Genomic DNA, 20,583 nt, shown 5'->3' on the forward strand with positions numbered 1-20,583 from the left:
GGGTCAGACGACCCGGAACGCCGTGTTGTGGTGGACCCGCTCCGCGGCCTGGTAGCCGAGCGGCAGCAGGTGCTCGGCGAGCCACTCCTCGCTCGGGACGGACTCGAGCAGGATCAGCGGCCGGCACCGCCGGATGGTCTCGAGCGCGCCCTCGAGAGCCGCCTGCTCGTGGCCCTCGACGTCGAGCTGGAGGACCGAAAGGGTGCGGTCGGCGGGGACCCGGGAGTCGATCGAGTCGATCGCCACCTCGACCGTCGCGCTCTGGCCGCTCAGCTCCTCGCCGTCCCACCGCAGCCGGCTGGCCCCTCCCCGAGGCACACCGTCCGCGTTGACCGTGAGCAGCTCGCTCCGGCCCGGCCCGGGCCCGAGGCCGAGGCACTCCAGCTGCACGTTGTCGATCTGGTTGAGCTCCAGCGTCTTGAGCGCGCACTCGAAGTTGTCCGGGTTCGGCTCGAAGGCGTAGATCCGGGCGCCCGGTGCGAGGGCCGAGGAGAGTCCCGGGAGGAAGTCACCGAAGAAGGTGCCCGCGTGGACGACGTCGCCCTCACCGCACTCGCTGCGGATCAATGCGATGGTGTCCGGCTCGTAGACCTGCCCGGCGAGGATCTTGCGGGCCGCCCGGCGGTGCGCCGAGGAGCGCGGGATCGCGTACTTCCCGTACATGTTCTCGGCCGTGAGGTGGTCCGGCTCGGCCGGCTCCTGCACGGACCGTCGCCTGTCGAGCCAACGCCTGATGATCGTCACCCGTCGGAGTCTAGGTGGCGGCCCTCATCGCGGGGGCGCTCTAGTTGACGGGCTTCCTCGGCTTCTTGGTCGAGGTCGCCTTCGGGGTCGCCTTCGGCGTGACCACGACCGTCCTCGTCGCCGGGGCCACCAGCGAGAACTCCGCGCTGCCCGGCTCGCCGCCGAGGGCCGCAGCCTCGATCGTGTAGTCGCCCGGCATCACCCAGTCGGTACGGCGCGAGCAGTTGGCCGCCGACTCCTTGGCGTTCCAGGTGAGCTCGACGAGCGTCGCCACCGAGCGTCGTACGACGACCGACTGGGTCGGCACCGCCCGCGGGCACTGCTGGGTCGTCCAGACCTCGCGGCTGCCGTCGGAGATCTTCGTCGTCACGGTGCTCCGTGAGACCTCCCACGTGCAGGCCTCGGACTCCAGCGTCTGCAGCGACAGGGTCAGCGTCACGTCGCCGCCCGCCTCGGCGCCCTTGGCCACCGACGGCGTCACGACGATGTCGGGCGCCTCGCAGGGGCCGTCAGGCTGGGCGAGGGTGGGCTTCGCGGTGGCGCCCTTCGACGCGGTGCCGGTCGCGGTCGCGTCGGTGGCCTGCTCCCCCGCCGTCACGGTCCGGGTCGCCGTCGGCACCTGGGCTCCGGCCTGCTCGGCGACCGGCGCGTCGTCGTCGGACGCGTCGCTGCTCCCGGTCAGCCACCGGGCGATCACGAAGACCAGCGCGAAGGCGACACCGAGCACGAACACCCGCCGGCGCCAGTAGACACCGGGCGGCAGCGGGCGGGCGGACGACATGGACACGACGGTAGTCAGCGCGTGCCCGCGATCGGGGGTGCCCCGCCGACCGGCGCCGAAGTCGACGGAGGTCACAATGGCGTGCGATGACGACGACTGATGACGCGCTGGTCGAGCCGATCCTGGACTGGTACGACACCCACCAGCGCGACCTGCCCTGGCGGCGCCCCGAGGCCTCGCCCTGGTCGGTGCTCGTCAGCGAGTTCATGCTGCAGCAGACCCCGGTCGTGCGAGTGCTCCCCGTGCACGAGGCGTGGTTGCAGCGCTGGCCGACGCCGGCCGCGCTCGCAGCCGAGTCGTCCGGTGAGGCGGTCCGCGCGTGGGGCCGCCTCGGGTACCCCCGCCGCGCGCTTCGGCTCCACGCCGCGGCCGTCGCCATCACGCAGGACCACGGCGGCGAGGTCCCGGCGTCGTACGACGACCTGCTCGCCCTGCCCGGGGTCGGCGACTACACCGCGGCGGCGGTCGCCGCCTTCGCCTACGGCCAGCGCCAGGTGGTGCTCGACACCAACGTCCGTCGGGTGCTCGCCCGCGCGGTCACCGGCGTCGAGTTCCCCGCCCGCTCGGTCAACCGCGCCGAGCGCGACCTCGGCGCCTCCCTCCTGCCCGAGGACGCCCCGACCGCCGCGACCTGGTCGGTCGCCGTCATGGAGCTCGGTGCGCTGGTCTGCACCGCCGACCGGCCCCGCTGCGACGCCTGCCCGGTCCGCGCGACCTGTGCCTGGCAGGCCGCCGGCGCCCCGGCGTACGACGGCCCGCCCCGGCCCGTCCAGGGCTACGCCGGCACCGACCGACAGTGCCGCGGCCGCCTGCTCGCCGTCCTCCGCGACACCCCCGGCGCCGTGCCCAGGGCCCGCCTCGACGCGGTCTGGGACGCAGCCGAGCAGCGCGAGCGCGCGCTCGCCTCGCTCGTCGCGGACGGTCTTGTCGTCCGCACCGGCGACGGTCGCTACGCCCTGCCCTGAGGACGGTGCCGTCCCTCGAGGGCGGCTCCGGCCCAGACTGGGATCAGTCGCGGGCGATGGAGACCGAGCGCCGGGCGTCGACGCCCCACAGGTCGGCGTCGAGCACCATCACGGCGCTCTCGTCGACCGGCAGGTCGAAGTACCGGGTGGTCACCAGGGTCGCCGCGGTGTCCGGCGTGGGCGCGGCGCCGATCGAGGGATCTGGCAGCACCGCCTCACCGTCGTCGAGGGTGGTGTCGAGGTGCAGCCGGCTGAACGGTGGCACGCGGCCGCCGACCCGGACGTCGACCACGTTGATGCGGATGTCGACCGCCACGAACGTCCGTCCCTGCGCGGCCCAGCCGAGGCCGGGCAGGTACGGCGAGAAGGTCGGTGCCGTCCGGCACCTCACCTCGACGGTGGAGCCGGCGCGTGTCTCCCAGCCGCGTCCGCAGTCCTCACCGTCACCGCGACCCGCGCGACCGTCGTAGTAGGCGTCGGCGGCGCTCGGTTCGCGCTGGCCGTCCGCGTCGATGCGCTGCTCGAGACCGTCGTAGGACACGGTCACGGTGAGCTCGTCACGTTCGTCCGAGGTCATCGGGACCCAGGTGGTCGTCGGCGCCCTGCGGACGCGGCCCTCGTCCACGGCGTACGGCGTGGGCAGCGCCACGCTCCGCGAGCCGAGCTCCACCCGCAGGTCGGCCACCAGGGCCGCCCCACCGACGAGGTCGCTGACGCCCTCCTCGGCGGAGTCCTCCAGCCGGGCCGAGACCGGGACGTAGCGGTGGTCGCCCGTCGCGTCGTGCTGGGTGCCGTCCGCCGCTCGGTCGTCGGCCACGCTGTCCGCGCCGTCGCCGATCGTCAGCACGACAGCCCCCACCGGCAGCTCCACGGTCACGGTGTCACCCGACGCGCCGGCCTCGTAGCGGCCGGCGACCGGGTCGAGGTCCTGGCGGTCGTCCCCACACCCGGCGAGGGCACCCGCGCCCAGCACCAGCACCGCCGCCCAGACGGGCAGGACCGGCGCCCTCATCGGTCGCCGGCTTCCCTGGCGACCTGCGCCTTGAGCCGCAGCACCTGCTGGAAGTAGCTGTCGAGCAGCGCCGACGCCGCCCGGCCGATCGCGACGCCCAGGCCGTGCTCGTCGAAGGCGTGGTGCACGCCGTCGGGCAGGACGAGGACGAAGCCCTGCATGCCGACGGTCGAGAGGCGCACCCCGCCGTACTCCCCCTCGGCATGGATCCCGAGAACGCCCTCGGCGACCGCCTCCCGGCGAGGGGTCATCAGACGCGGCGGGCCGGCGACCGGGTCCGGCACGACACGGCCCTGGAGGTCCCAGTAGGCCCTCATCCGATCGACGTACAGGCGCGCCAGCACCTGCTGCACGGTGCTCTCGAGCTCGGCCACGCTGGTGCGTTCGACGTACCCGGGCTCGAACCACACCCGCACGTCGCGGCGTCCGGAGATCTCCGCGTGCACCTGGTCGTCACGGCTGTGGGCGCCCGCGTGCAGCTCGTCGATCGAACGCCTCACGAAGGCACCCAGGTGATCCCGTCGGAGTCGTCGCCCGGCCGGCCGATCAGGCCACGGTCGGTGTCGACCGTCGCCAGGCTCGGGCGCGGCGGGACGAAGTCGCCGCCGTACGACGACAGTGCGGCGAGCGCCGCGTCCATGCCGGTGGCGATCGACTGCTCCACGCGCGCGATCCGGCCGGTCAACGTGCTGACGGCCTGCTCGGCCTGCTTCAGCACCTCCTCGGGCGTGTCCGCGGAGTGTGCTTCGGAGTCCGGGTCGGTCTCCAGCTTCGAGCCGCCGACCGCGGTGGCGGCGTCGAAGGTCGCCGAGATCGTCCCGTGCACCTTCTCGGCCTGCTCGACGGCCTCCTTGGTGATCGAGGTGGCACCGGCCGAGACGGCGAGGCCGGCGACGCCGATGAAGGGCACCGCGACGGTCGCGACCAGGCTGGCCGCCTTGAGCGCCATCGCCCAGTCGTCGGCGTTGCACTCGTAGCAGTTCTCGAGCGCGTGCTTGGTCTCGCTGTAGATCTCCTCGAGGTTGTCGGGGACCTTCGACCACACGACCTTCAGGCTCTCGTAGCCGCCCTTGAGGACCGCGATCGCGTTGTAGACGTTGTTCATGCGCAGGTTGAACGGCAGCACGTGCTTGCTGATGAACTCGTCAGCCGCGACGCCGTCCCACTCGCCGATGAAGCCGGCCGCGGTGAGCAGCTCGGTCAGCTCGGTGTTCGACGGGATGATCTTGCCGCCCGGGTCGTCGAAGTTGCCCGAGTTGACGTGGTAGAGCGCCTGCTCGAGGTTGGCGATCTTGGAGTCCCACTGGCTTCCGTCGGGATACCAGTAGAAGTCCGAGAACAGGCTCACGAACCCCTCCAGGCCCGCGCCGTAGTCGACGTCGCCGTAGGTGTCGCCCGTCTCGAGGTTGTAGGAGTCGCCGTACATGTCCTCCTTCGCCTTCTTGGCGATCTCGAACAGGCTCTGGCCCTTGGCGCTGAGGTCGTCGTAGTGGGAGCTCATCAGTGGCCCTCGACCTGCTGGATCTGCTTCTTCCGGTTGTTGAGCTCGTCGCGGGCGGCCTGGTCGGTGGCGGCGTAGTCGTTGGCCACCAGCACCAGCGCCTCGCCGACCTCGCGGAAGTTGCGCGCATTGGTCACCAGCATGGTGTGCAGCTTGCTGGCGTAGCTCTCGATGGCGGCGGCCGGACCGTTCGCCCCGTCAGGCGCACCCCAGCCTCCGCTGCGGTAGAGGTCTCCCGCCTCGGAGGGCACGTTGTTCGCGGCCGCCTCCATGTGGCCGACCACCGTCTCCCCGATGTGGTACTTGCCTGCCCACCACAAGCGCGACAGGTCGACCCCGAGGTCGTACCCGCTTTCCGGACCAGCCATCTTCACTCCCGAGTGTGTTGCCGCGGACGATGATCGAGACCTACCCCTGCCGGGCAGCCCAAAACCGACCCGACCCGCCGCGTGGCACGCGACGGGTCGGGATGCGGTCGAGGGTCAGGCCGAGTCGGACGCGCCGTCCTCGCCCGGACTCGCCTCGCCCGGGGCGGACGGGCCGCCCTCGGCGACCGTCTCGAGCGGCGGCAGGTCGGGCAGCGCGCTGACCTTCTGTCCGGCGAAGGTGAAGGTCGCGTTGGCGCCCTCGCCCTCGACGTCCACCAGGACGATCTGGCCGGGACCGACCTCGCCGAAGAGCATCTTCTCGGCGAGGATGTCCTCGATCTCACGCTGGATCGTGCGCCGCAGCGGCCGCGCGCCCAGGACCGGGTCGAAGCCCCGCTCGGCGAGCAGGTTCTTGGCCTTCTGGGTCAGCTCGAGCTGCATGTCGCGGTCCTTCAGGCGGACCTCCACGCCGGCGATCATGTTGTCGACCATCGAGATGATCTGCTCCTGCGACAGCGGCGGGAACACGATGATCTCGTCGACACGGTTGAGGAACTCCGGGCGGAAGTGCTGCTTGAGCTCGTCGGAGACCTTCGCCTTCATGCGGTCGTAGGAACCGGCCGCGTCGCCACCGCCGAAGCCCAGGCCCACCGACTTGCCGATGTCGCGGGAGCCGAGGTTGGTCGTCATGATGATGACGCAGTTCTTGAAGTCCACGACCCGGCCCTGCGAGTCGGTCAGGCGACCTTCCTCGAGGATCTGCAGCAGGCTGTTGAAGATGTCGGGGTGGGCCTTCTCGACCTCGTCGAAGAGGACGACCGAGAACGGCTTGCGGCGCACCTTCTCGGTGAGCTGGCCGCCCTCCTCGTAGCCGACGTAGCCCGGCGGCGAGCCGAAGAGGCGCGAGACGGTGTGCTTCTCGCCGAACTCCGACATGTCGAGCTGGATCAGCGCGTCCTCGTCGCCGAAGAGGAACTCGGCGAGCGTCTTGGACAGCCAGGTCTTACCGACACCGGACGGGCCGGCGAAGATGAACGAGCCACCGGGACGCTTCGGGTCCTTCAGGCCGGCACGGGTACGACGGATCGCCCGCGACAGCGCCTTGACGGCCTCGTCCTGGCCGATGACGCGCTTGTGGAGCTCGTCCTCCATCTTGAGCAGCCGGGTCGACTCCTCCTCGGAGAGCTTCACGATCGGGATGCCGGTCGCCACGGCGAGCACCTCGGCGATCAGCTCCTCGTCGACCTCGGCGACCTCGTCCATGTCGCCCGAGCGCCACTGCTTCTCGCGCTCGGACTTGGCCAGGATGAGCTGCTTCTCCTCGTCGCGCAGGCGGGCGGCGGCCTCGAAGTCCTGGCCGTCGATCGCGGCCTCCTTGCGCTGGCGCACCTCGCCGATCTTGTCGTCGTACTCGCGCAGGTCGGCGGGCGCCGTCATCCGGCGGATCCGCAGGCGCGAGCCGGCCTCGTCGATCAGGTCGATCGCCTTGTCGGGCAGGAAGCGGTCGGAGATGTAGCGGTCGGCGAGGGTGGCCGCGGAGACCAGCGCCTCGTCGGTGATCGTCACCCGGTGGTGCGCCTCGTAGCGGTCGCGGATGCCCTTGAGCATCTCGATCGTGTCGGCGATCGACGGCTCGGGGACCTGGATCGGCTGGAAGCGGCGCTCGAGGGCGGCGTCCTTCTCGAGGTACTTGCGGTACTCGTCGAGGGTGGTCGCACCGATCGTCTGCAGCTCGCCCCGGGCCAGCATGGGCTTCAGGATCGAGGCCGCGTCGATGGCGCCCTCGGCCGCGCCGGCACCGACGAGGGTGTGGATCTCGTCGATGAACAGCACGATGTCGCCACGCGTGCGGATCTCCTTGAGCACCTTCTTGAGGCGCTCCTCGAAGTCACCGCGGTAGCGCGAGCCGGCGACGAGCGCACCCAGGTCGAGGGTGTAGATCTGCTTGTCCTTGAGCGTCTCGGGCACGTTGCCCTTGACGATGTCCTGGGCCAGGCCCTCGACGATCGACGTCTTGCCGACGCCGGGCTCACCGATCAGCACCGGGTTGTTCTTCGTGCGACGCGAGAGCACCTGCATGACGCGCTCGATCTGCGCGCCGCGGCCGATGATCGGGTCGAGCTTGCCCTCGCGGGCGTCCTGGGTCAGGTTGCGGCCGAACTGGTCGAGGACCAGCGAGGACGCCGGGGTGTCGCCACCGCTGGTGCTGCCCGAGGCGGCCGCAGCCGCGCCGGTCTCCTTGCCCTGGAAGCCGGAGAGCAGCTGGATGACCTGCTGGCGGACCCGGTTGAGGTCGGCGCCGAGCTTCTGCAGCACCTGGGCCGCGACGCCCTCGCCCTCACGGATCAGGCCGAGCAGGATGTGCTCGGTGCCGATGTAGGAGTGGCCGAGCTGCAGCGCCTCGCGCAGGGACAGCTCGAGCACCTTCTTGGCGCGCGGGGTGAAGGGGATGTGGCCCGACGGCGCCTGCTGGCCCTGGCCGATGATCTCCTCGACCTGGGCGCGGACCGCCTCGAGGGAGATGTCGAGCGACTCGAGCGCCTTCGCAGCGACGCCCTCGCCCTCGTGGATGAGCCCGAGCAGGATGTGCTCGGTCCCGATGTAGTTGTGGGAGAGCATGCGGGCCTCCTCCTGGGCCAGCACGACCACCCGGCGGGCTCGGTCTGTGAACCGCTCGAACATCTGCACGCTCCTCACACGTCCTGGGGGTGTTCACGGGATACAACCCCGCTCACACCCTACGCGTTCCGCAGAAACGGATCGGGTCCGTCCGCTGAGAGCGAACGGACCCGATCGCGGTGTCCGGCGGAGCCGGGACGCGGGCCTCAGTGCGCGGCGTCGTAGGCCTCTCGTACGTCGGCCGGGATGCGGCCGCGCTCGGGGACGGCGTGGCCGTTGTCGCGGGCCCACTCCCGGATCTCCTTGGCCGAGGCACCGCCGGCCGCGCCGGAGCCGGCACTCGCGGCCCGGCCACCACCGTTGCGTCGCGGGGCGCCGGCACGACCGACCTTGCGACCGTGGCCGAGGTAGGGAGCGAGCGCCTCACGCAGCGCCTCGGCGTGCGCGTCGTTGAGGTCGATCTCGTAATTCGCACCGTCGAGCCCGAAATTGACGGTCTGCGTGGCATCGCTGCCGTCGATGTCGTCGACGAGAATGATGTTGACCTTTTGCGCCATGAAGTCGACTTTCCTTTGAAAAGGGAATGTTCGGATATGAATTCACATAATGGCACAGCTATTCGATTTACCCGCGCACCCGATATCGGCACCTGTCGGAATCGGAGCAGCGAGGGTCGTTCACTAGGATCGCCGCCATGGCCGACGCACCGACGAAGACCGTCTCCGTCCTCGGCAGCTGCATCTCCCGCGACAACTTCAACCGACGCTTCAACCCCGGCTACAAGCGGTGGTACAGCGTCGGGGCCACGACCAACCAGAGCTCGATGATCGCCCTGATGTCGCCGCCCATCGACGAGCCCTGGGAGCCGTTGGAGCCGATGAAGCCCTACGGGCTGTGGAACGTCGGCTCCGACCTGTCGCGCGAGATCCTGACGCTGCTGCCGCAGGAGCGTCCCGACGTCGTGGTCCTCGACTTCTTCGGCGACGTCCACTTCGGGGTCCTGCGCCTGGCCGACGGCCGCTACCTCACCGACAACCGCTGGCGGGTCCGCAAGACCGATCTCCACCAGCGGGTGCTGGACGCTCCCGGCACCGAGCGGATCCGCTGGCAGGACGACGCCGAGCGCTACTTCGACCTCTGGGTCGAGGCGATGGACCGCTTCGCCGCCTTCCTGGCCGCCGAGGTGCCCGACACGCAGGTGGTCCTGCACTGCGGGTTCAACGTCGACGCGGTCATCCCGTCGGGAGGCACGCTGGCCTCCCCGATGCCGCCGCGGCGCCGGCGGGGCGCACGGGCGGGCTCGCAGTTCTGGCACCGGCTCAACGAGCACGCCCGGTCCGCCTACGGGTGGGACCACATCGACCTGGGCGAGGAGCACTGGGTCACCTTCGAGGACCACCCGTGGAACGCCATGGCGGTGCACTACACCTACGACTACTACCCGCGCTTCCTTGCCGAGCTCGACCGACTGGTCCTGCGCCGCGAGGTCGACCCCGACACTGCTGCGGGGATCGACGCGGTCGCCGCGGCCGCCGCGGACCACGTCCTCGCGGTGGCGCAGTGGCACCGGCAGTCGATCGCGCGGGCCGAGGCGCTGGCCGCCGAGCGCGAGCGACCCCGGTGGAAGCGCCTGCTCCGCCCGGGCGACGTCCCGGCGCCGCCGGCGCCGCCCCCGCTCGACGGCGCCGCCCGGGCCGAGGAGCTGCTGGCCGAGGTACGACGGCGGGTGGACGAGGCGACGTACCCCCGGGTCGAGAGGCTGGTCACCAGCGCGCGGACGCACGCCGACTGGCTCCTCGAGGCCGTGCCGGACGGAGCGGTCAGGCCGGCCGGACGCGGCTGAGCGCCTCCGGGCAGCCCGGCTCGTCGCGCCACGGGTGGAGGTAGGCCCCGTCACGCTGCTCGATGCCGGGTCCGTCGATCTCCGCGACGAGGCGGGCGAGGTCGTCGCGCCGGTCCTGCGCGACCAGCCAGCCCATCAGCCGCTGCCCGGGCGGGAGGTCGACGAGCTCGAACGGCACCGTGGCGTCGTTCCACAGCCGCAGCACGCCCTCGCGCAGCGCGGCCCAGTAGCGGTCCGGCTCCTGCGTGCCCGGCGCGACCGCCGCCCGGAAGTGCTCCCACATGTCGATCGGGAGGATCCGGCGGTACATCGTGTCGACCAGCACCGGGTTGCCGTACGCCGTCACCCGGTCGAGCGCGAGGTACTTGGTCCGCAACCGGTCGGCGAGGTTGTCCAGCCGGCCGCGACGGTTCGTCGACGAGGACAGGTCGCCCCGGACGTACCAGTCGTAGACGACCTCGGTCAGCACGTCGAAGCTGCGGGCCGCGAGGAAGGCGTCGGCCGAGTAGACCTGGTCCTCGTAGTTGTGGATGCCGACCGGGAAGGACAGGCCGGCCGTGCGCCAGAAGTCGTGGCGGAAGACCTTGTTGCAGGGGAAGACGTCGGCCAGCAGCAGCGGTGCGTCGTCGATCCGGACGCCCAGGCGCTGCTCGGCGTGGTTGCGGGCCAGCAGCGGCGGCCGGTGCCGCACCCCCTGCTCGTCGACGCGCTCCATCATCCCGACGGCGAAGTCCGAGCCGGTGCGGTCCAGGCTGCGCAGCAGCGGCGCCCACGCCCCGGCCGGCAGGAAGTCGTCGGGGTCGACGAAGGTGACCAGGTCCCCCGTGCAGCGCTCGAGCCCCACGTTGCGCGCCACCGACACCCCGGCGTTCTCCTGGCGGACCAGGGTCACCTCCGGGTGCCGCGCGGCGTACGTCGCGACCAGGTCACCCGACCCGTCGGTCGACCCGTCGTCGACGACCACCACGTCGAGGTCGACCCGGGGCTGGGCGAGCACGCTGTCGAGGCTGCGGACGACGTACGGCGCCTGGTTGTGGAGCGGGACCACCACGCTGAGCCGGGGGCGCGTCCGTCGTCTCCACATGGGCACCGAGCATAGGGCGCGCCTGCGCGGGTTTTAGGGCGGCGGTCGCCCGTCTACTACCCTCGGACGGCACGCCTGGGAGGTCCACTTGGTCAACGGAGACGGTCATCGCACCCGCACCGACATCCAGGGACTCCGCGCGATCGCCGTCGCGATGGTGGTCGTCTACCACCTCCACCACCCGCTCCTACCGGGTGGATTCGTCGGCGTCGACGTCTTCTTCGTCATCTCCGGCTTCCTGATCACCGCCCACCTGATCTCGCGCCCACCGCGCCGCCCGCGCGACCTCGCGGACTTCTGGGGACGCCGGATCCGGCGCCTGCTGCCCGCCTCACTCCTCGTGCTCTCGTGCACCCTCGTCGCGGCCTGGCTGGTGGCGCCCGAGACGCAGTGGGAGGCGACGGCCCGCGACGTCCAGCTGGCCGCGGTCTACGTCCTCAACTGGGGGCTCGCCGGCCAGGCGGTCGACTACCTCGCCGCCGACAACGTGCCGACCGCGGTGCAGCACTTCTGGTCGCTGTCGGTCGAGGAGCAGTTCTACTTCATCTGGCCGCTGCTGATCGCCGGCACCGTGCTGGCCGCGCGCCGCCGCCCCCGGGCGACGACCACCGCGCTCGCCGCCACCCTCGGCACCGTCGTCGTGGCGTCCTTCGTCTTCTCGGTGGCGCGCACCGCGAGCGACCCGGCGGCGGCGTACTTCATCACCCCGACGCGGATCTGGGAGCTCGGGACCGGCGGTCTCGTGGCCCTGCTGGTGAGCCACCGCGCGCTGCCCGTCACCGATGCCCGGCTGCGCGCGATCGGCTCGTGGGTGGGCATCGCGATGATGGTCGTGACCGGCTTCCTCTACTCCAGCGCGACGCCCTTCCCCGGCTACCAGGCCGCCCTCCCCGTCCTCGGTACGGCGCTGGTGATCGCCTGCCGCCCCGATGCCGACCTGCCGTTCAGCCCCGGGCGGCTGCTCGCGCTGAGCCCCGTGCGCTGGCTCGGCGACGTGTCGTACTCGGTCTACCTGTGGCACTGGCCGCTGATCGTGCTCGCGCCCGACGTGCTGGGCCACGAGCCCGGGTGGCGCGCGCTGGTCGTGATCGCCGCGCTCACGCTGGTCCTCGCCGCCGCGTCCGAGCGGATCGTCGAACGGCCGTTCCGCTCGTCCTCGCTCGTCCGGTTCCGGCGCACCACCTACCTCTCGGCCGTCGCCGCGATGGGCGTCGTCCTGACGCTCGGCTCGGTCGTGATCCACCAGGTCCGCGACACCGAGGGCCGCGACCGCCAGCAGCTCGCGGAGGCGTTGCGGAACGGCGGCCCCTGCTTCGGCGCGGCGGCGCTCGACGCCGGCCAGGACTGCGCGCCGACCGCCTACGACGAGCTGGTGCCGTCGCCGGCGCTGGCGGCCAAGGACAAGTCGAAGGCCTACCCCGACATCGGCGGTCGCAACTGCTGGTCGTTCACGCCGCGGTTCCCCGACAAGAGGTGCACGTTCGGCGACCCCGACAGCACCGTCACCATCGCGCTGGTCGGCAACTCGCACGCCGGTCACTGGCTGCCCGCGCTGGAGCGGATCGCGGACGAGCACGGCTGGCGGATCCAGACCTACCTCGCCTCGCAGTGCGCCTTCTCCGAGATCGCGCAGGCGTTCGACACCGACGCGCACAGCCAGGCCTGCCTGGCGTGGGTGACGCGCACCGCGGCCGCGCTGGTGCGGGACGCCCCCGACCTCGTCGTCACCTCCAACCGCGTGTCCGTGCGGGCGGCCGGGCAGTCGGACCTCGCGAGCTCGCTCCCGGCGTACGCCGACGGGTTCCGCTCCGTGTTCGGCACGCTGCTCGACGCCGGCCTGCCGGTGATCGACATCCGCGACACGCCCGCGACCCGCATGGCGACGCCGACCTGCATCGCCGACGCGGGCGACGACTACGCCGAGTGCGACGGCACCCGGGGCGACTGGCTTCCGGCCGACCCGTCCGTCGACGTCGTCGCCGAGCTGGACAGCCCGCGGCTGCGGCTGGTCGACTTGACCGATCACATCTGCGACGGCGACACCTGTCGCGTGGTGAACGGCGGCGTGATCACCTACTTCGACGCCTCGCACCTGACCGCGACGTACGCCTACACCCTCGGCCCCTACCTCGCGCCGCCGATCGAGGCGATGCTGGCCGGGGCCCAGGACAAGAAGGGATGACATGACCGCCGACCGGGCACCCCTGTTCAGCATCGTGAGCGCCGTCTACAACGTCGCCGCGTACCTGCCGGACTTCATCGACTCGATCGAGGCCCAGACCACCGGCCTGGACGACGTCGAGATCGTCATGGTCGACGACGGCTCCACCGACGACTCTCCGCGGATCCTCGCCGAGTGGGCCGCGAAGCGCCCCGGCGTCGTCCGCGTCATCACGCAGGAGAACGGCGGCCAGGGCGCCGCCCGCAACCGCGGCATCGACGAGTCGACGGGCACCTGGATCACCTTCCCGGACCCCGACGACGTGGTCGAGCCCGACTACCTCGAGGTCGTCCGGACGTTCCTGACCCAGCACCCCGAGGCGCACATGGTCGCCACCCACCGGCTGATCTGGAACGAGACCAAGGGCACCGTCACCGACCGCCACCCGCTGCGCGCGATGTTCCAGGGCAGCCCGTGCGTCGACCTCAGCGCGAGCCCCGACCGCTTCCACGGCAGCTCGCCGGCGACCTTCTTCCGGCTCGCGGAGATCCGCGACGGGCAGCTGCGCTTCGACCACCGGGTCCGGCCCAACTTCGAGGACGGCCACTTCAACTGCCGCTACCTCTTCCGGTTCCCGAACCCGATCGTCGGCTTCCTCGGCGGCGCGAAGTACCACTACCGCAAGCGCACCGACGCGAGCTCGACGCTGCAGACCGCCGGCACGCACCCCGGCCGCTACACCGCCGTCCCCGAGTTCGGCTACCTCGACGTGATCCGGCGCGGTCGCGAGGCCCACGGGCAGCTGCCGGCGTGGGCCGCGACCTTCCTGCTCTACGAGCTCCAGTGGTACTTCGCCCAGCCCGACCCGAAGGCCGGGCCGCGCCCGGTCGACGGCGAGGTCGTCGACCGCTTCCACGAGCTCGTCGCCGAGATCCTCGCGGAGATCGACATCCCGGCGTCCACGCCGTACCTGCCGCCGACGGTGCCGCCGGTCGCCCGCCTCGTCCTCGAGCGCGGGTACGACGCGACGCCCTGGGTCGAGACCCAGGTGCTGCTCAGCGAGCTCGACACCACCCAGGAGCTGGTGCGCGCCAGCTACTACTACACCGGCGACCTCCCCGAGGAGACCTGGCTCGCCAACGGCCGGCCGCTGGAACCCAAGCACCAGAAGACCCGCGCCTTCACCTACTACGGCCGGACGCTGCTGCACCAGCGGATCGTGTGGCTCCCGGCCACGGCCACGCTGCAGCTGCTGCGCGACGGCACGGCCGCCGACCTCGTCTACGCCCGCGACCCCGGTCCGGTCCGGGTCGCGCCGCCCGGTCAGCTGCGCTGGTGGCTCAGCCCGGCGTCGGCCCGCGCCCGCGCGGAGATCCCCGGTGAGCTGCAGGTGCGGCAGCCGGTGTCCCGCCTGAGCAAGGTGGCCGACCGGGTGCGCAAGCGCCCCTCCGTCAAGGCGAAGTACGCCGACGCGTGGGTCTTCATGGACCGCATCCACGACGCCGCGGACAGCGCGGAGATCCTGTTCCGGTACGTCCGCGAGCACCACCCCGAGATCAACGCCTGGTTCGTCCTCGAGAAGGGCGGCAAGGAGTGGGACCGGTTCCGCTCCGAGGGCCACGGAGACCGGCTGGTGGCCTACAAGTCGCTGCAGTGGCGGGTCCTGATGTCCCACGCCGCCCACCTGCTGTCCTCGCACGCCGACGCCGCGATCGTGCAGCCGCTGCCGGTCCTGGAGTTCGTGCACCAGAAGTGGCGCTTCCACTTCCTGCAGCACGGCGTGATCAAGGACGACCTCTCCTCCTGGCTCGACCCCAAGCGGATCGACACCTTCGTCGTCAGCACGCCGCAGGAGCTCGCCTCCATCGCCGGTGACGACACGTCGTACGTCTTCACGACGAAGGAGGTCGCCCTCACCGGACTGCCCCGCTTCGACCGGCTGCAGCAGGTCGGCGAGCGGTTCGGGCCCGACCAGCGCGACCTGCTGCTGGTGGCGCCGACGTGGCGCAACAACCTGATGTCGCCGATCAAGGAGAACAGCCAGCGGCGCGAGCTCGACCTCAGCCTGGTCGACAGCTACTTCGTGCAGCAGTGGATGGCCTACCTCCGCGACGAGCGGCTCGCCGCCGCCTGCCGCGAGCACGGCCTCACCCTGGGCTTCCTGCCACACCCGAACCTGCAGCCCCTGCTGCCGCACCTCGACCTGCCGTCGTACGTCACCGCGCTGTCGTACGAGGGCCAGGACCCGCAGGAGCTCTTCGCGCGGGCCCGCGCGTTCGTCACCGACTTCTCCTCGGTGGCCTTCAACGCGGCCTACCTCGAGCGTCCGGTCGTCTACTACCAGTTCGACGCGGACGTGGTCCTCGGCGGCGGGCACGTCGGCCGTGGCGGCTACTACGACTACGAGCGCGACGGCTTCGGCCCGGTCGCCACCGAGGCGGCCGCGGCCGTGACGGCGACGGTCGAGACGCTCGCCCACGGAGCAGCGCCCGCGCCGGCGTACCAGGCCCGGATCGACGCGACCTTCCCGCACCGTGACGGCGGCAACTGTGCCCGCGTCGTGGAGCGGGTCCGGTTCACCGAGACGGACCAGAGCAAGCTGCCGCCGGTCAGGACACCCGGCGCTTGATCCTGCCGAGCTGAGCGCGGACCGAGCGGCGCTCGAGCTGGGCGACCCGGCGCCGGGCGTCGGCGAGCTCTGCGCGCGCGGCCTCCAGCTCCTCGCCACGGTCACGGGCGATCCGGAAGAGCTCGCCGATCCGCCGGCCGAGCACGGCCTCCTGCTCGCAGGCGACGAGCGCCGCGGACGACCACGGCTCGGCCGCCTCGGTCTTCGAGAAGTCCCAGAGGTGGCCGAAGCGCTCGAAGTCGGCGGCGTAGATGGTCTCGATCTTCTCGCGCACGCCGTTCTCGAAGAGCGCGCCGATCGCGCGCAGCGGGGTCGGGTTGGCGCGCGGCAGCTTCACCGGAGGACGGCCGATCGCGGCCAGGTGGTCGTTGAGGTCGGCCTGGAGCTGCTTGATCTCGCTGATCTCGTAGATCCGCGTGTAGGGGACGGCGTCCTCGGCCAGCATCTCGACCTGGTCGCGGAAGTGGGCGTCCTTCTCCCGCAGCCAGTGGATCTCGTCCTCGCCCATCAGGTCGACGAACTTGGCGAAGTCCTCGATGACGGTCTCGGCGGTGAGCGGGTGGCGCGGGTACCACCACTCGCGCGACCACCGGACGCTGAAGGGGTTCTCGATGAGCAGCTTGTTCTGCCACGCGGAGAACAGGCGCAGGCGCGGGTCCCGGACCACGGCGAACACGAACCAGCCGTTGTCGGGGTGGATCTGCGCGCGCTCGTCCTCCGACAGCGCGTCGAGCCGCGGCGAGACCTTCCACAGCTCGCGCTTGTGGATCGGCTCCGAGTCGTCGATGTAGGGCATGTCGCGCGCGCGGAAGCCGTCGAGGTCCTCGCCGGCGAGGTCGGCCATCATCCACTTCAGGCTCGTGCAGGCGTTCTTGTTGAGAGACTCGAACACCACCTTGGCCTCGGGAGCGAGGTAGGTGCGCCAGACGCCGCCGGAGACCTTCTGGAGGCCGGTCAGCATTGCATCGTTCAAGGAGCGGCCTTCAGTCACCCGGCCAGCATAGGAGATGCCCTGCCGGTACCGATCAGGCGTTGCGCGCGTAGACGAGCCCGAGGCCGCGCAGGGTCAACCACGGGGCGTGCGCGGTGAAGCAGCGGCACTCGTCGAGCACCAACGGTGCGAGGTAGCCCGTGGCGATGACCGTCACCTCGTCGCGCGGTACGTCGAGCGCGGCAGCGAGCCGCTCGACCATCCCCTCGACCTGGCTGGCCACGCCGAACACCATGCCCGACTGCAGGGCCTCGACCGTGTTCTTGCCGATGACACCGCGGGGACGCACGAGCTCGACCATCCGCAGCTGGGCCCCGCCCCGGCTGAGCGCCTCGAGCGAGATCTCGATGCCGGGCGTGATGGCGCCGCCGACGTACCGGCCCGCGGGGTCGACGACGTCGAAGGTCGTCGCCGTGCCGCCGAAGTCGACGACGACCGCCGGGCCGCCGAAGTCGGAGGCGGCCGCGAGGGCGTTGATGATCCGGTCGCTGCCGACCTCGCGCGGGTTGTCGACCGCGATCGGGACGCCGGTGCGGATGCCCGGCTCGACGATCACCCGCGGCACGTCGGGGAAGTGGCCGCCGAGCATCTCGCGCCAGGCGTTCAGCACGGACGGGACCGTCGCGCAGACCGCGACGCCGGTGACCTCGGCCTCGCGGCGTCCCAGCAGGCCGCGCAGCAGCACGGCCCACTCGTCGGGGGTGCGGTGCTCGTTGGTCGACACGCGCCAGTCGGCGACGACCTCGCCGTCCTCGAGCAGCCCGAGGACGGTGTGGGCGTTGCCGATGTCGGCGGCGAGGAGCGTCACGGGTCAGCCCTGCGAGGTCCGGAAGTCCAGGCCGAGGTCGAACACGTCGACGGAGTGGGTGAGCGCGCCGACCGAGATGAAGTCGACCCCGGTCTCGGCAACCTCGCGGGCCCGCTCCAGGGTGAGCCCGCCGGACGCCTCGAGGGTGGCGTGCCCGCCGGCCTCCGCGTTGATCCGCACGGCCTCGGCCATGTCGGCCGTGCTCATGTTGTCGAGCAGCACCTCGGTGCAGCCGGCGGCCAGGATCGCGCGCAGCTCGTCGAGGTCCATCACCTCGACCTCGACCCGCAGGCCGGGGTTGGCGGCGACCACGGCCCGGTACGCCGGGACGACGCCCCCGGCAGCAACGGCGTGGTTGTCCTTGACCATCGCACGATCGACCAGGCTGAACCGGTGGTTGACGCCGCCGCCGCAGCGCACGGCGTACTTCTGCAGCGCGCGCCAGCCCGGGAGCGTCTTGCGGGTGTCGAGCACGCGGGCCCGGGTCCCGGCCAGCGCGTCGACCCACTGCGCCGTGGCCGTCGCGACGCCCGAGAGGTGGGAGGCGAAGTTCAGGGCGGTCCGCTCGGCCGTGAGGACGCCGCGCACCGGGCCGGAGACCGTGAGCACGACGTCGCCGGGGACGACGCGGGTGCCGTCCGGCACCCGGCCGGTGACCTTCACGGTGTCGCCGAGGGCGTAGACGAAGGCCAGCTCCGCGATCGCGAGGCCGGCGACGACACCGGGCTCGCGGGCGCCGAAGTCGGCCACCGCCTCGCCCATGTCGGGCATGGCCGCGCTGGTGACGTCGTCGACACCGCCGGGCAGGTCCTCCTCGAACGCGAGCACGACGTGGTCGTAGACCGCCTGCGGGTCGAGACCGGCGGCCCGGATCTCGTCGACGAGTGCCGAGGGCAGCTCGTCGTAGGGCGTCCGGGCGATCACGCCGGCACCCCGGCGACCGGCCCGGCACTGGGGTCCGTCTGCGGCGACGGCGTGAACTCCACGACCGTGGCGCCGTCGAGCATCCGGACGTCGAAGTGACCGGCGTACGACGCGTCGTCGCGCTCGGGGAAGTCCTCGCGCCAGTGCGAGCCGCGGGTCTCCTGGCGCAGCGCAGCGGCGTCGGTCAGGGCGGCGGCGATGGTGACCAGGTTGGTGGTCTCCCATGCCTCCTGGTCGACGACCTCGGCGGCGTCGCCCGCGAGCTTGTCGAGCACGACCGCGGCCTCGGCAAGGCCGTCGGAGCTGCGCAGGACGCCGGCCCGCGAGCTCATCGTCTCCTGCAGCTGCCTGCGCGCCGCGCCCGCGACCAGGCCGGCCGGGCGCTCATCGGCCACCGGCTCGGCCCACGCGCGCAGCTCGTCGGGCAGCACCGTGGCGATCCGGCGCGAGAACACCAGTCCGTCGAGCAGCGAGTTCGAGGCGAGCCGGTTGGCACCGTGGACGCCGGAGCAGGCCGCCTCGCCACTGGCGTAGAGACCGGGGACGTCGCTGCGGCCGTCGAGGTCGGTGCGCACCCCGCCGGACACGTAGTGGCACGCGGGGGCGACCGGGATCAGCTGCGTGACCGGGTCGACGCCGTGCGAGCGGGCCGTCGCGAGGATGGTCGGGAAGCGGCGCTCCCAGAACGCCGCGCCGAGGTGACGGGCGTCGAGCCACATGTGCGGACGGTCGGTCTCGAGCATCCGCTTCATGATCGCCTTGGCGACCACGTCGCGCGGGGCGAGGTCGGCGAGCTCGTGCACGCCCTGCATGAAACGGGTGCCCTCGTCGTCGACGAGGAAGGCGCCCTCGCCGCGGACCGCCTCGGAGATCAGCGGCTGCTGGCCGTGGGAGTCGGGGCCGAGGTACATCACCGTCGGGTGGAACTGCACGAACTCGAGGTCGCGCAGGGTCGCGCCCGCTCGCAGCGCGAGCGCCATGCCGTCGCCGGTCGAGACGGGCGGGTTCGTGGTCTGCGAGAACACCTGGCCGAAGCCGCCGCTGCACAGCACGACCGCCCGGCAGTGGACGGCGCCGACGCCGCCGCGCTGGCCCTCGCCCATCACGTGCAGGGTCACGCCCGCGACCCCGCCGTCGGCGGCGAGCAGCAGGTCGACCGCCAGCGCGTGCTGGATGACCTCGATGTCGGGCGCGGCCTCGATCGCGGCGACCAGGGCCCGCTGGATCTCCGCACCCGTCGCGTCGCCGCCGGCGTGCGCGATCCGGTCGCGGTGGTGGCCGCCCTCACGGGTCAGCGACAGCTCGCCGTCGGCCGTGTGGTCGAAGTTCGTGCCGAGCGCGATCAGCTCGTGGACCGCCTCCGGGCCCTCGTTGACGAGCACCCGGACCGCGTCCAGGTCGCAGGCGCCCGCACCGGCGACGAGGGTGTCGACCTCGTGCTGGTCCGGGGTGTCGCCCGGGCCGAGGGCTGCGGCGATGCCGCCCTGCGCCCACTGCGTCGAGCCCGCGGACAGCACGTCCTTGGTGACCACGAGGATCTTGTCGACGTGGCCGCGCAGTCGCAGGGCCGCGGTCAGGCCGGCGATGCCGCTGCCGACGATGACGACGTCGGCACGGGTCGTCCACCCCGGGGCGGGCGCAGTGAGCCGCCCGGGAAGACGCAGGTGTTCAGGCATCCCAGCAGGCTATCGACTCGCGCGGGTCAACGACCGGCGGTCACGTCGCCGCGGGACAGCGTCGGGTCGCCGAAGGTCTCGGCCGGGTCGAAGCCGGTGGCCATGATCTTGTTGTCGGCGTCGACGAAGACCACGTGCGGCTGGTACTCCTTCGCCTCCTCGGTGGTCATCTGGCCGTAGCCGATCAGGATGACCAGGTCACCGGGGTGGACCAGTCGCGCGGCGGCACCGTTGATGCCGATCACGCCGCTGCCCCGCTCGCCGGCGATCGTGTAGGTCTCGAGCCGGGCGCCGTTGGTGATGTCGACGATGTGCACGAGCTCGCCGGCCAGCAGGTCGGCGGCCTCGAGCAGGTCCTCGTCGACGGTGACCGAGCCGACGTAGTGCAGGTCGGCCTGCGTGACCGTGGCACGGTGGATCTTGCTCTTCATCATGGTGCGCAGCATGGGGATTCTCCCTGGGTTTCAGTACTGCTTC

Annotated in this window: 18 protein-coding genes; 4 read left to right on the top strand and 14 right to left on the bottom strand. The window is 71.7% G+C overall.

Going from position 1 to position 20,583, the window contains the following annotated elements; translation table 11 throughout:
- Nucleotides 1-3: 3 nt before the first annotated feature.
- Both ASE20_RS15280 and ASE20_RS15285 read right to left on the bottom strand, forming a co-directional pair.
- Nucleotides 4-744: an FkbM family methyltransferase gene (locus ASE20_RS15280; protein ID WP_157538467.1), complete on the bottom strand. Its 741-nt coding sequence runs from the start codon at nucleotides 742-744 to the stop codon at nucleotides 4-6.
- A 40-nt stretch (nucleotides 745-784) separates the two neighbouring features.
- On the bottom strand, nucleotides 785-1,525 hold the full coding sequence (locus ASE20_RS15285; RefSeq protein WP_157538468.1) for a hypothetical protein: 741 nt from the start codon (nucleotides 1,523-1,525) through the stop codon (nucleotides 785-787).
- A gap of 86 nt (nucleotides 1,526-1,611) precedes the next feature.
- Between ASE20_RS15285 and ASE20_RS15290 the strand changes: the two genes are divergently transcribed.
- Nucleotides 1,612-2,490 (top strand): A/G-specific adenine glycosylase, encoded by an 879-nt coding sequence (locus ASE20_RS15290; RefSeq protein ID WP_056895426.1) that lies wholly within the window; start codon nucleotides 1,612-1,614, stop codon nucleotides 2,488-2,490.
- 43 nt (nucleotides 2,491-2,533) lie between these two features.
- Here the strand turns inward: ASE20_RS15290 and ASE20_RS15295 are convergent, their stop codons facing one another.
- From ASE20_RS15295 to ASE20_RS15320, 6 genes are all read right to left on the bottom strand, one after another.
- Complete coding sequence (locus ASE20_RS15295) at nucleotides 2,534-3,502, bottom strand: hypothetical protein (RefSeq protein ID WP_056895427.1); 969 nt, start codon at nucleotides 3,500-3,502, stop codon at nucleotides 2,534-2,536.
- Complete coding sequence (locus ASE20_RS15300; RefSeq protein ID WP_056895428.1) at nucleotides 3,499-4,002, bottom strand: hypothetical protein; 504 nt, start codon at nucleotides 4,000-4,002, stop codon at nucleotides 3,499-3,501. Before ASE20_RS15300 ends, ASE20_RS15295 begins: the two co-directional genes overlap by 4 nt.
- Nucleotides 3,999-5,003 (bottom strand): hypothetical protein, encoded by a 1,005-nt coding sequence (locus ASE20_RS15305; RefSeq protein ID WP_056895429.1) that lies wholly within the window; start codon nucleotides 5,001-5,003, stop codon nucleotides 3,999-4,001. Before ASE20_RS15305 ends, ASE20_RS15300 begins: the two co-directional genes overlap by 4 nt.
- The gene (locus ASE20_RS15310) at nucleotides 5,003-5,371 is read right to left on the bottom strand and encodes a hypothetical protein (protein WP_157538469.1); all 369 of its coding nucleotides are present in this window, start codon (nucleotides 5,369-5,371) and stop codon (nucleotides 5,003-5,005) included. Before ASE20_RS15310 ends, ASE20_RS15305 begins: the two co-directional genes overlap by 1 nt.
- Nucleotides 5,372-5,485: 114 nt before the next feature.
- The gene (locus ASE20_RS15315; protein ID WP_056895431.1) at nucleotides 5,486-8,053 is read right to left on the bottom strand and encodes an ATP-dependent Clp protease ATP-binding subunit; all 2,568 of its coding nucleotides are present in this window, start codon (nucleotides 8,051-8,053) and stop codon (nucleotides 5,486-5,488) included.
- Nucleotides 8,054-8,196: 143 nt separating this feature from the next.
- Entirely contained in the window at nucleotides 8,197-8,547 is a 351-nt protein-coding gene (locus ASE20_RS15320; protein WP_056895432.1) for a histone-like nucleoid-structuring protein Lsr2, read from the bottom strand.
- Nucleotides 8,548-8,684: 137 nt separating this feature from the next.
- On the opposite strand from ASE20_RS15320, the gene ASE20_RS15325 reads away from it, so the two are divergent.
- Nucleotides 8,685-9,833, top strand: a complete 1,149-nt coding sequence (locus tag ASE20_RS15325; RefSeq protein WP_056895433.1) for a DUF6270 domain-containing protein — start codon at nucleotides 8,685-8,687, stop codon at nucleotides 9,831-9,833.
- On the opposite strand, the gene ASE20_RS15330 is transcribed toward ASE20_RS15325, so the two are convergent.
- Nucleotides 9,811-10,917, bottom strand: a complete 1,107-nt coding sequence (locus tag ASE20_RS15330; RefSeq protein WP_082612460.1) for a glycosyltransferase — start codon at nucleotides 10,915-10,917, stop codon at nucleotides 9,811-9,813. The genes ASE20_RS15325 and ASE20_RS15330 overlap by 23 nt on opposite strands.
- 88 nt (nucleotides 10,918-11,005) lie before the next feature.
- Between ASE20_RS15330 and ASE20_RS15335 the strand changes: the two genes are divergently transcribed.
- Both ASE20_RS15335 and ASE20_RS15340 read left to right on the top strand, forming a co-directional pair.
- Nucleotides 11,006-13,099, top strand: coding sequence for an acyltransferase family protein (locus ASE20_RS15335; protein WP_056895435.1), 2,094 nt, complete (start codon nucleotides 11,006-11,008; stop codon nucleotides 13,097-13,099).
- Between the two features lies 1 nt (nucleotide 13,100).
- Nucleotides 13,101-15,707 (top strand): CDP-glycerol glycerophosphotransferase family protein, encoded by a 2,607-nt coding sequence (locus ASE20_RS15340; protein WP_056895436.1) that lies wholly within the window; start codon nucleotides 13,101-13,103, stop codon nucleotides 15,705-15,707.
- Here ASE20_RS15340 and ASE20_RS15345 read toward each other — a convergent pair.
- Genes ASE20_RS15345 through panD form a run of 5 tightly spaced genes read right to left on the bottom strand, consistent with a single transcriptional unit; the run spans nucleotide 15,688 to nucleotide 20,552 of the window.
- A complete protein-coding gene (locus tag ASE20_RS15345) occupies nucleotides 15,688-16,698 on the bottom strand; it encodes a sulfotransferase family 2 domain-containing protein (protein WP_157538470.1) in 1,011 nt (336 codons plus the stop codon). The genes ASE20_RS15340 and ASE20_RS15345 overlap by 20 nt on opposite strands.
- Before the next feature lie 34 nt (nucleotides 16,699-16,732).
- Nucleotides 16,733-17,506: a type III pantothenate kinase gene (locus tag ASE20_RS15350; RefSeq protein ID WP_056895438.1), complete on the bottom strand. Its 774-nt coding sequence runs from the start codon at nucleotides 17,504-17,506 to the stop codon at nucleotides 16,733-16,735.
- Between the two features lie 3 nt (nucleotides 17,507-17,509).
- The gene (nadC, locus tag ASE20_RS15355; RefSeq protein ID WP_082612461.1) at nucleotides 17,510-18,430 is read right to left on the bottom strand and encodes a carboxylating nicotinate-nucleotide diphosphorylase; all 921 of its coding nucleotides are present in this window, start codon (nucleotides 18,428-18,430) and stop codon (nucleotides 17,510-17,512) included.
- Nucleotides 18,427-20,106, bottom strand: a complete 1,680-nt coding sequence (locus tag ASE20_RS15360; protein ID WP_056895439.1) for an L-aspartate oxidase — start codon at nucleotides 20,104-20,106, stop codon at nucleotides 18,427-18,429. Before ASE20_RS15360 ends, nadC begins: the two co-directional genes overlap by 4 nt.
- Before the next feature lie 26 nt (nucleotides 20,107-20,132).
- Nucleotides 20,133-20,552, bottom strand: a complete 420-nt coding sequence (gene panD / locus ASE20_RS15365) for an aspartate 1-decarboxylase (RefSeq protein ID WP_056895440.1) — start codon at nucleotides 20,550-20,552, stop codon at nucleotides 20,133-20,135.
- Nucleotides 20,553-20,583 lie beyond the last annotated feature (31 nt).

It is taken from the genome of Nocardioides sp. Root240 (assembly GCF_001428825.1).
GTDB lineage: Bacteria > Actinomycetota > Actinomycetes > Propionibacteriales > Nocardioidaceae > Nocardioides.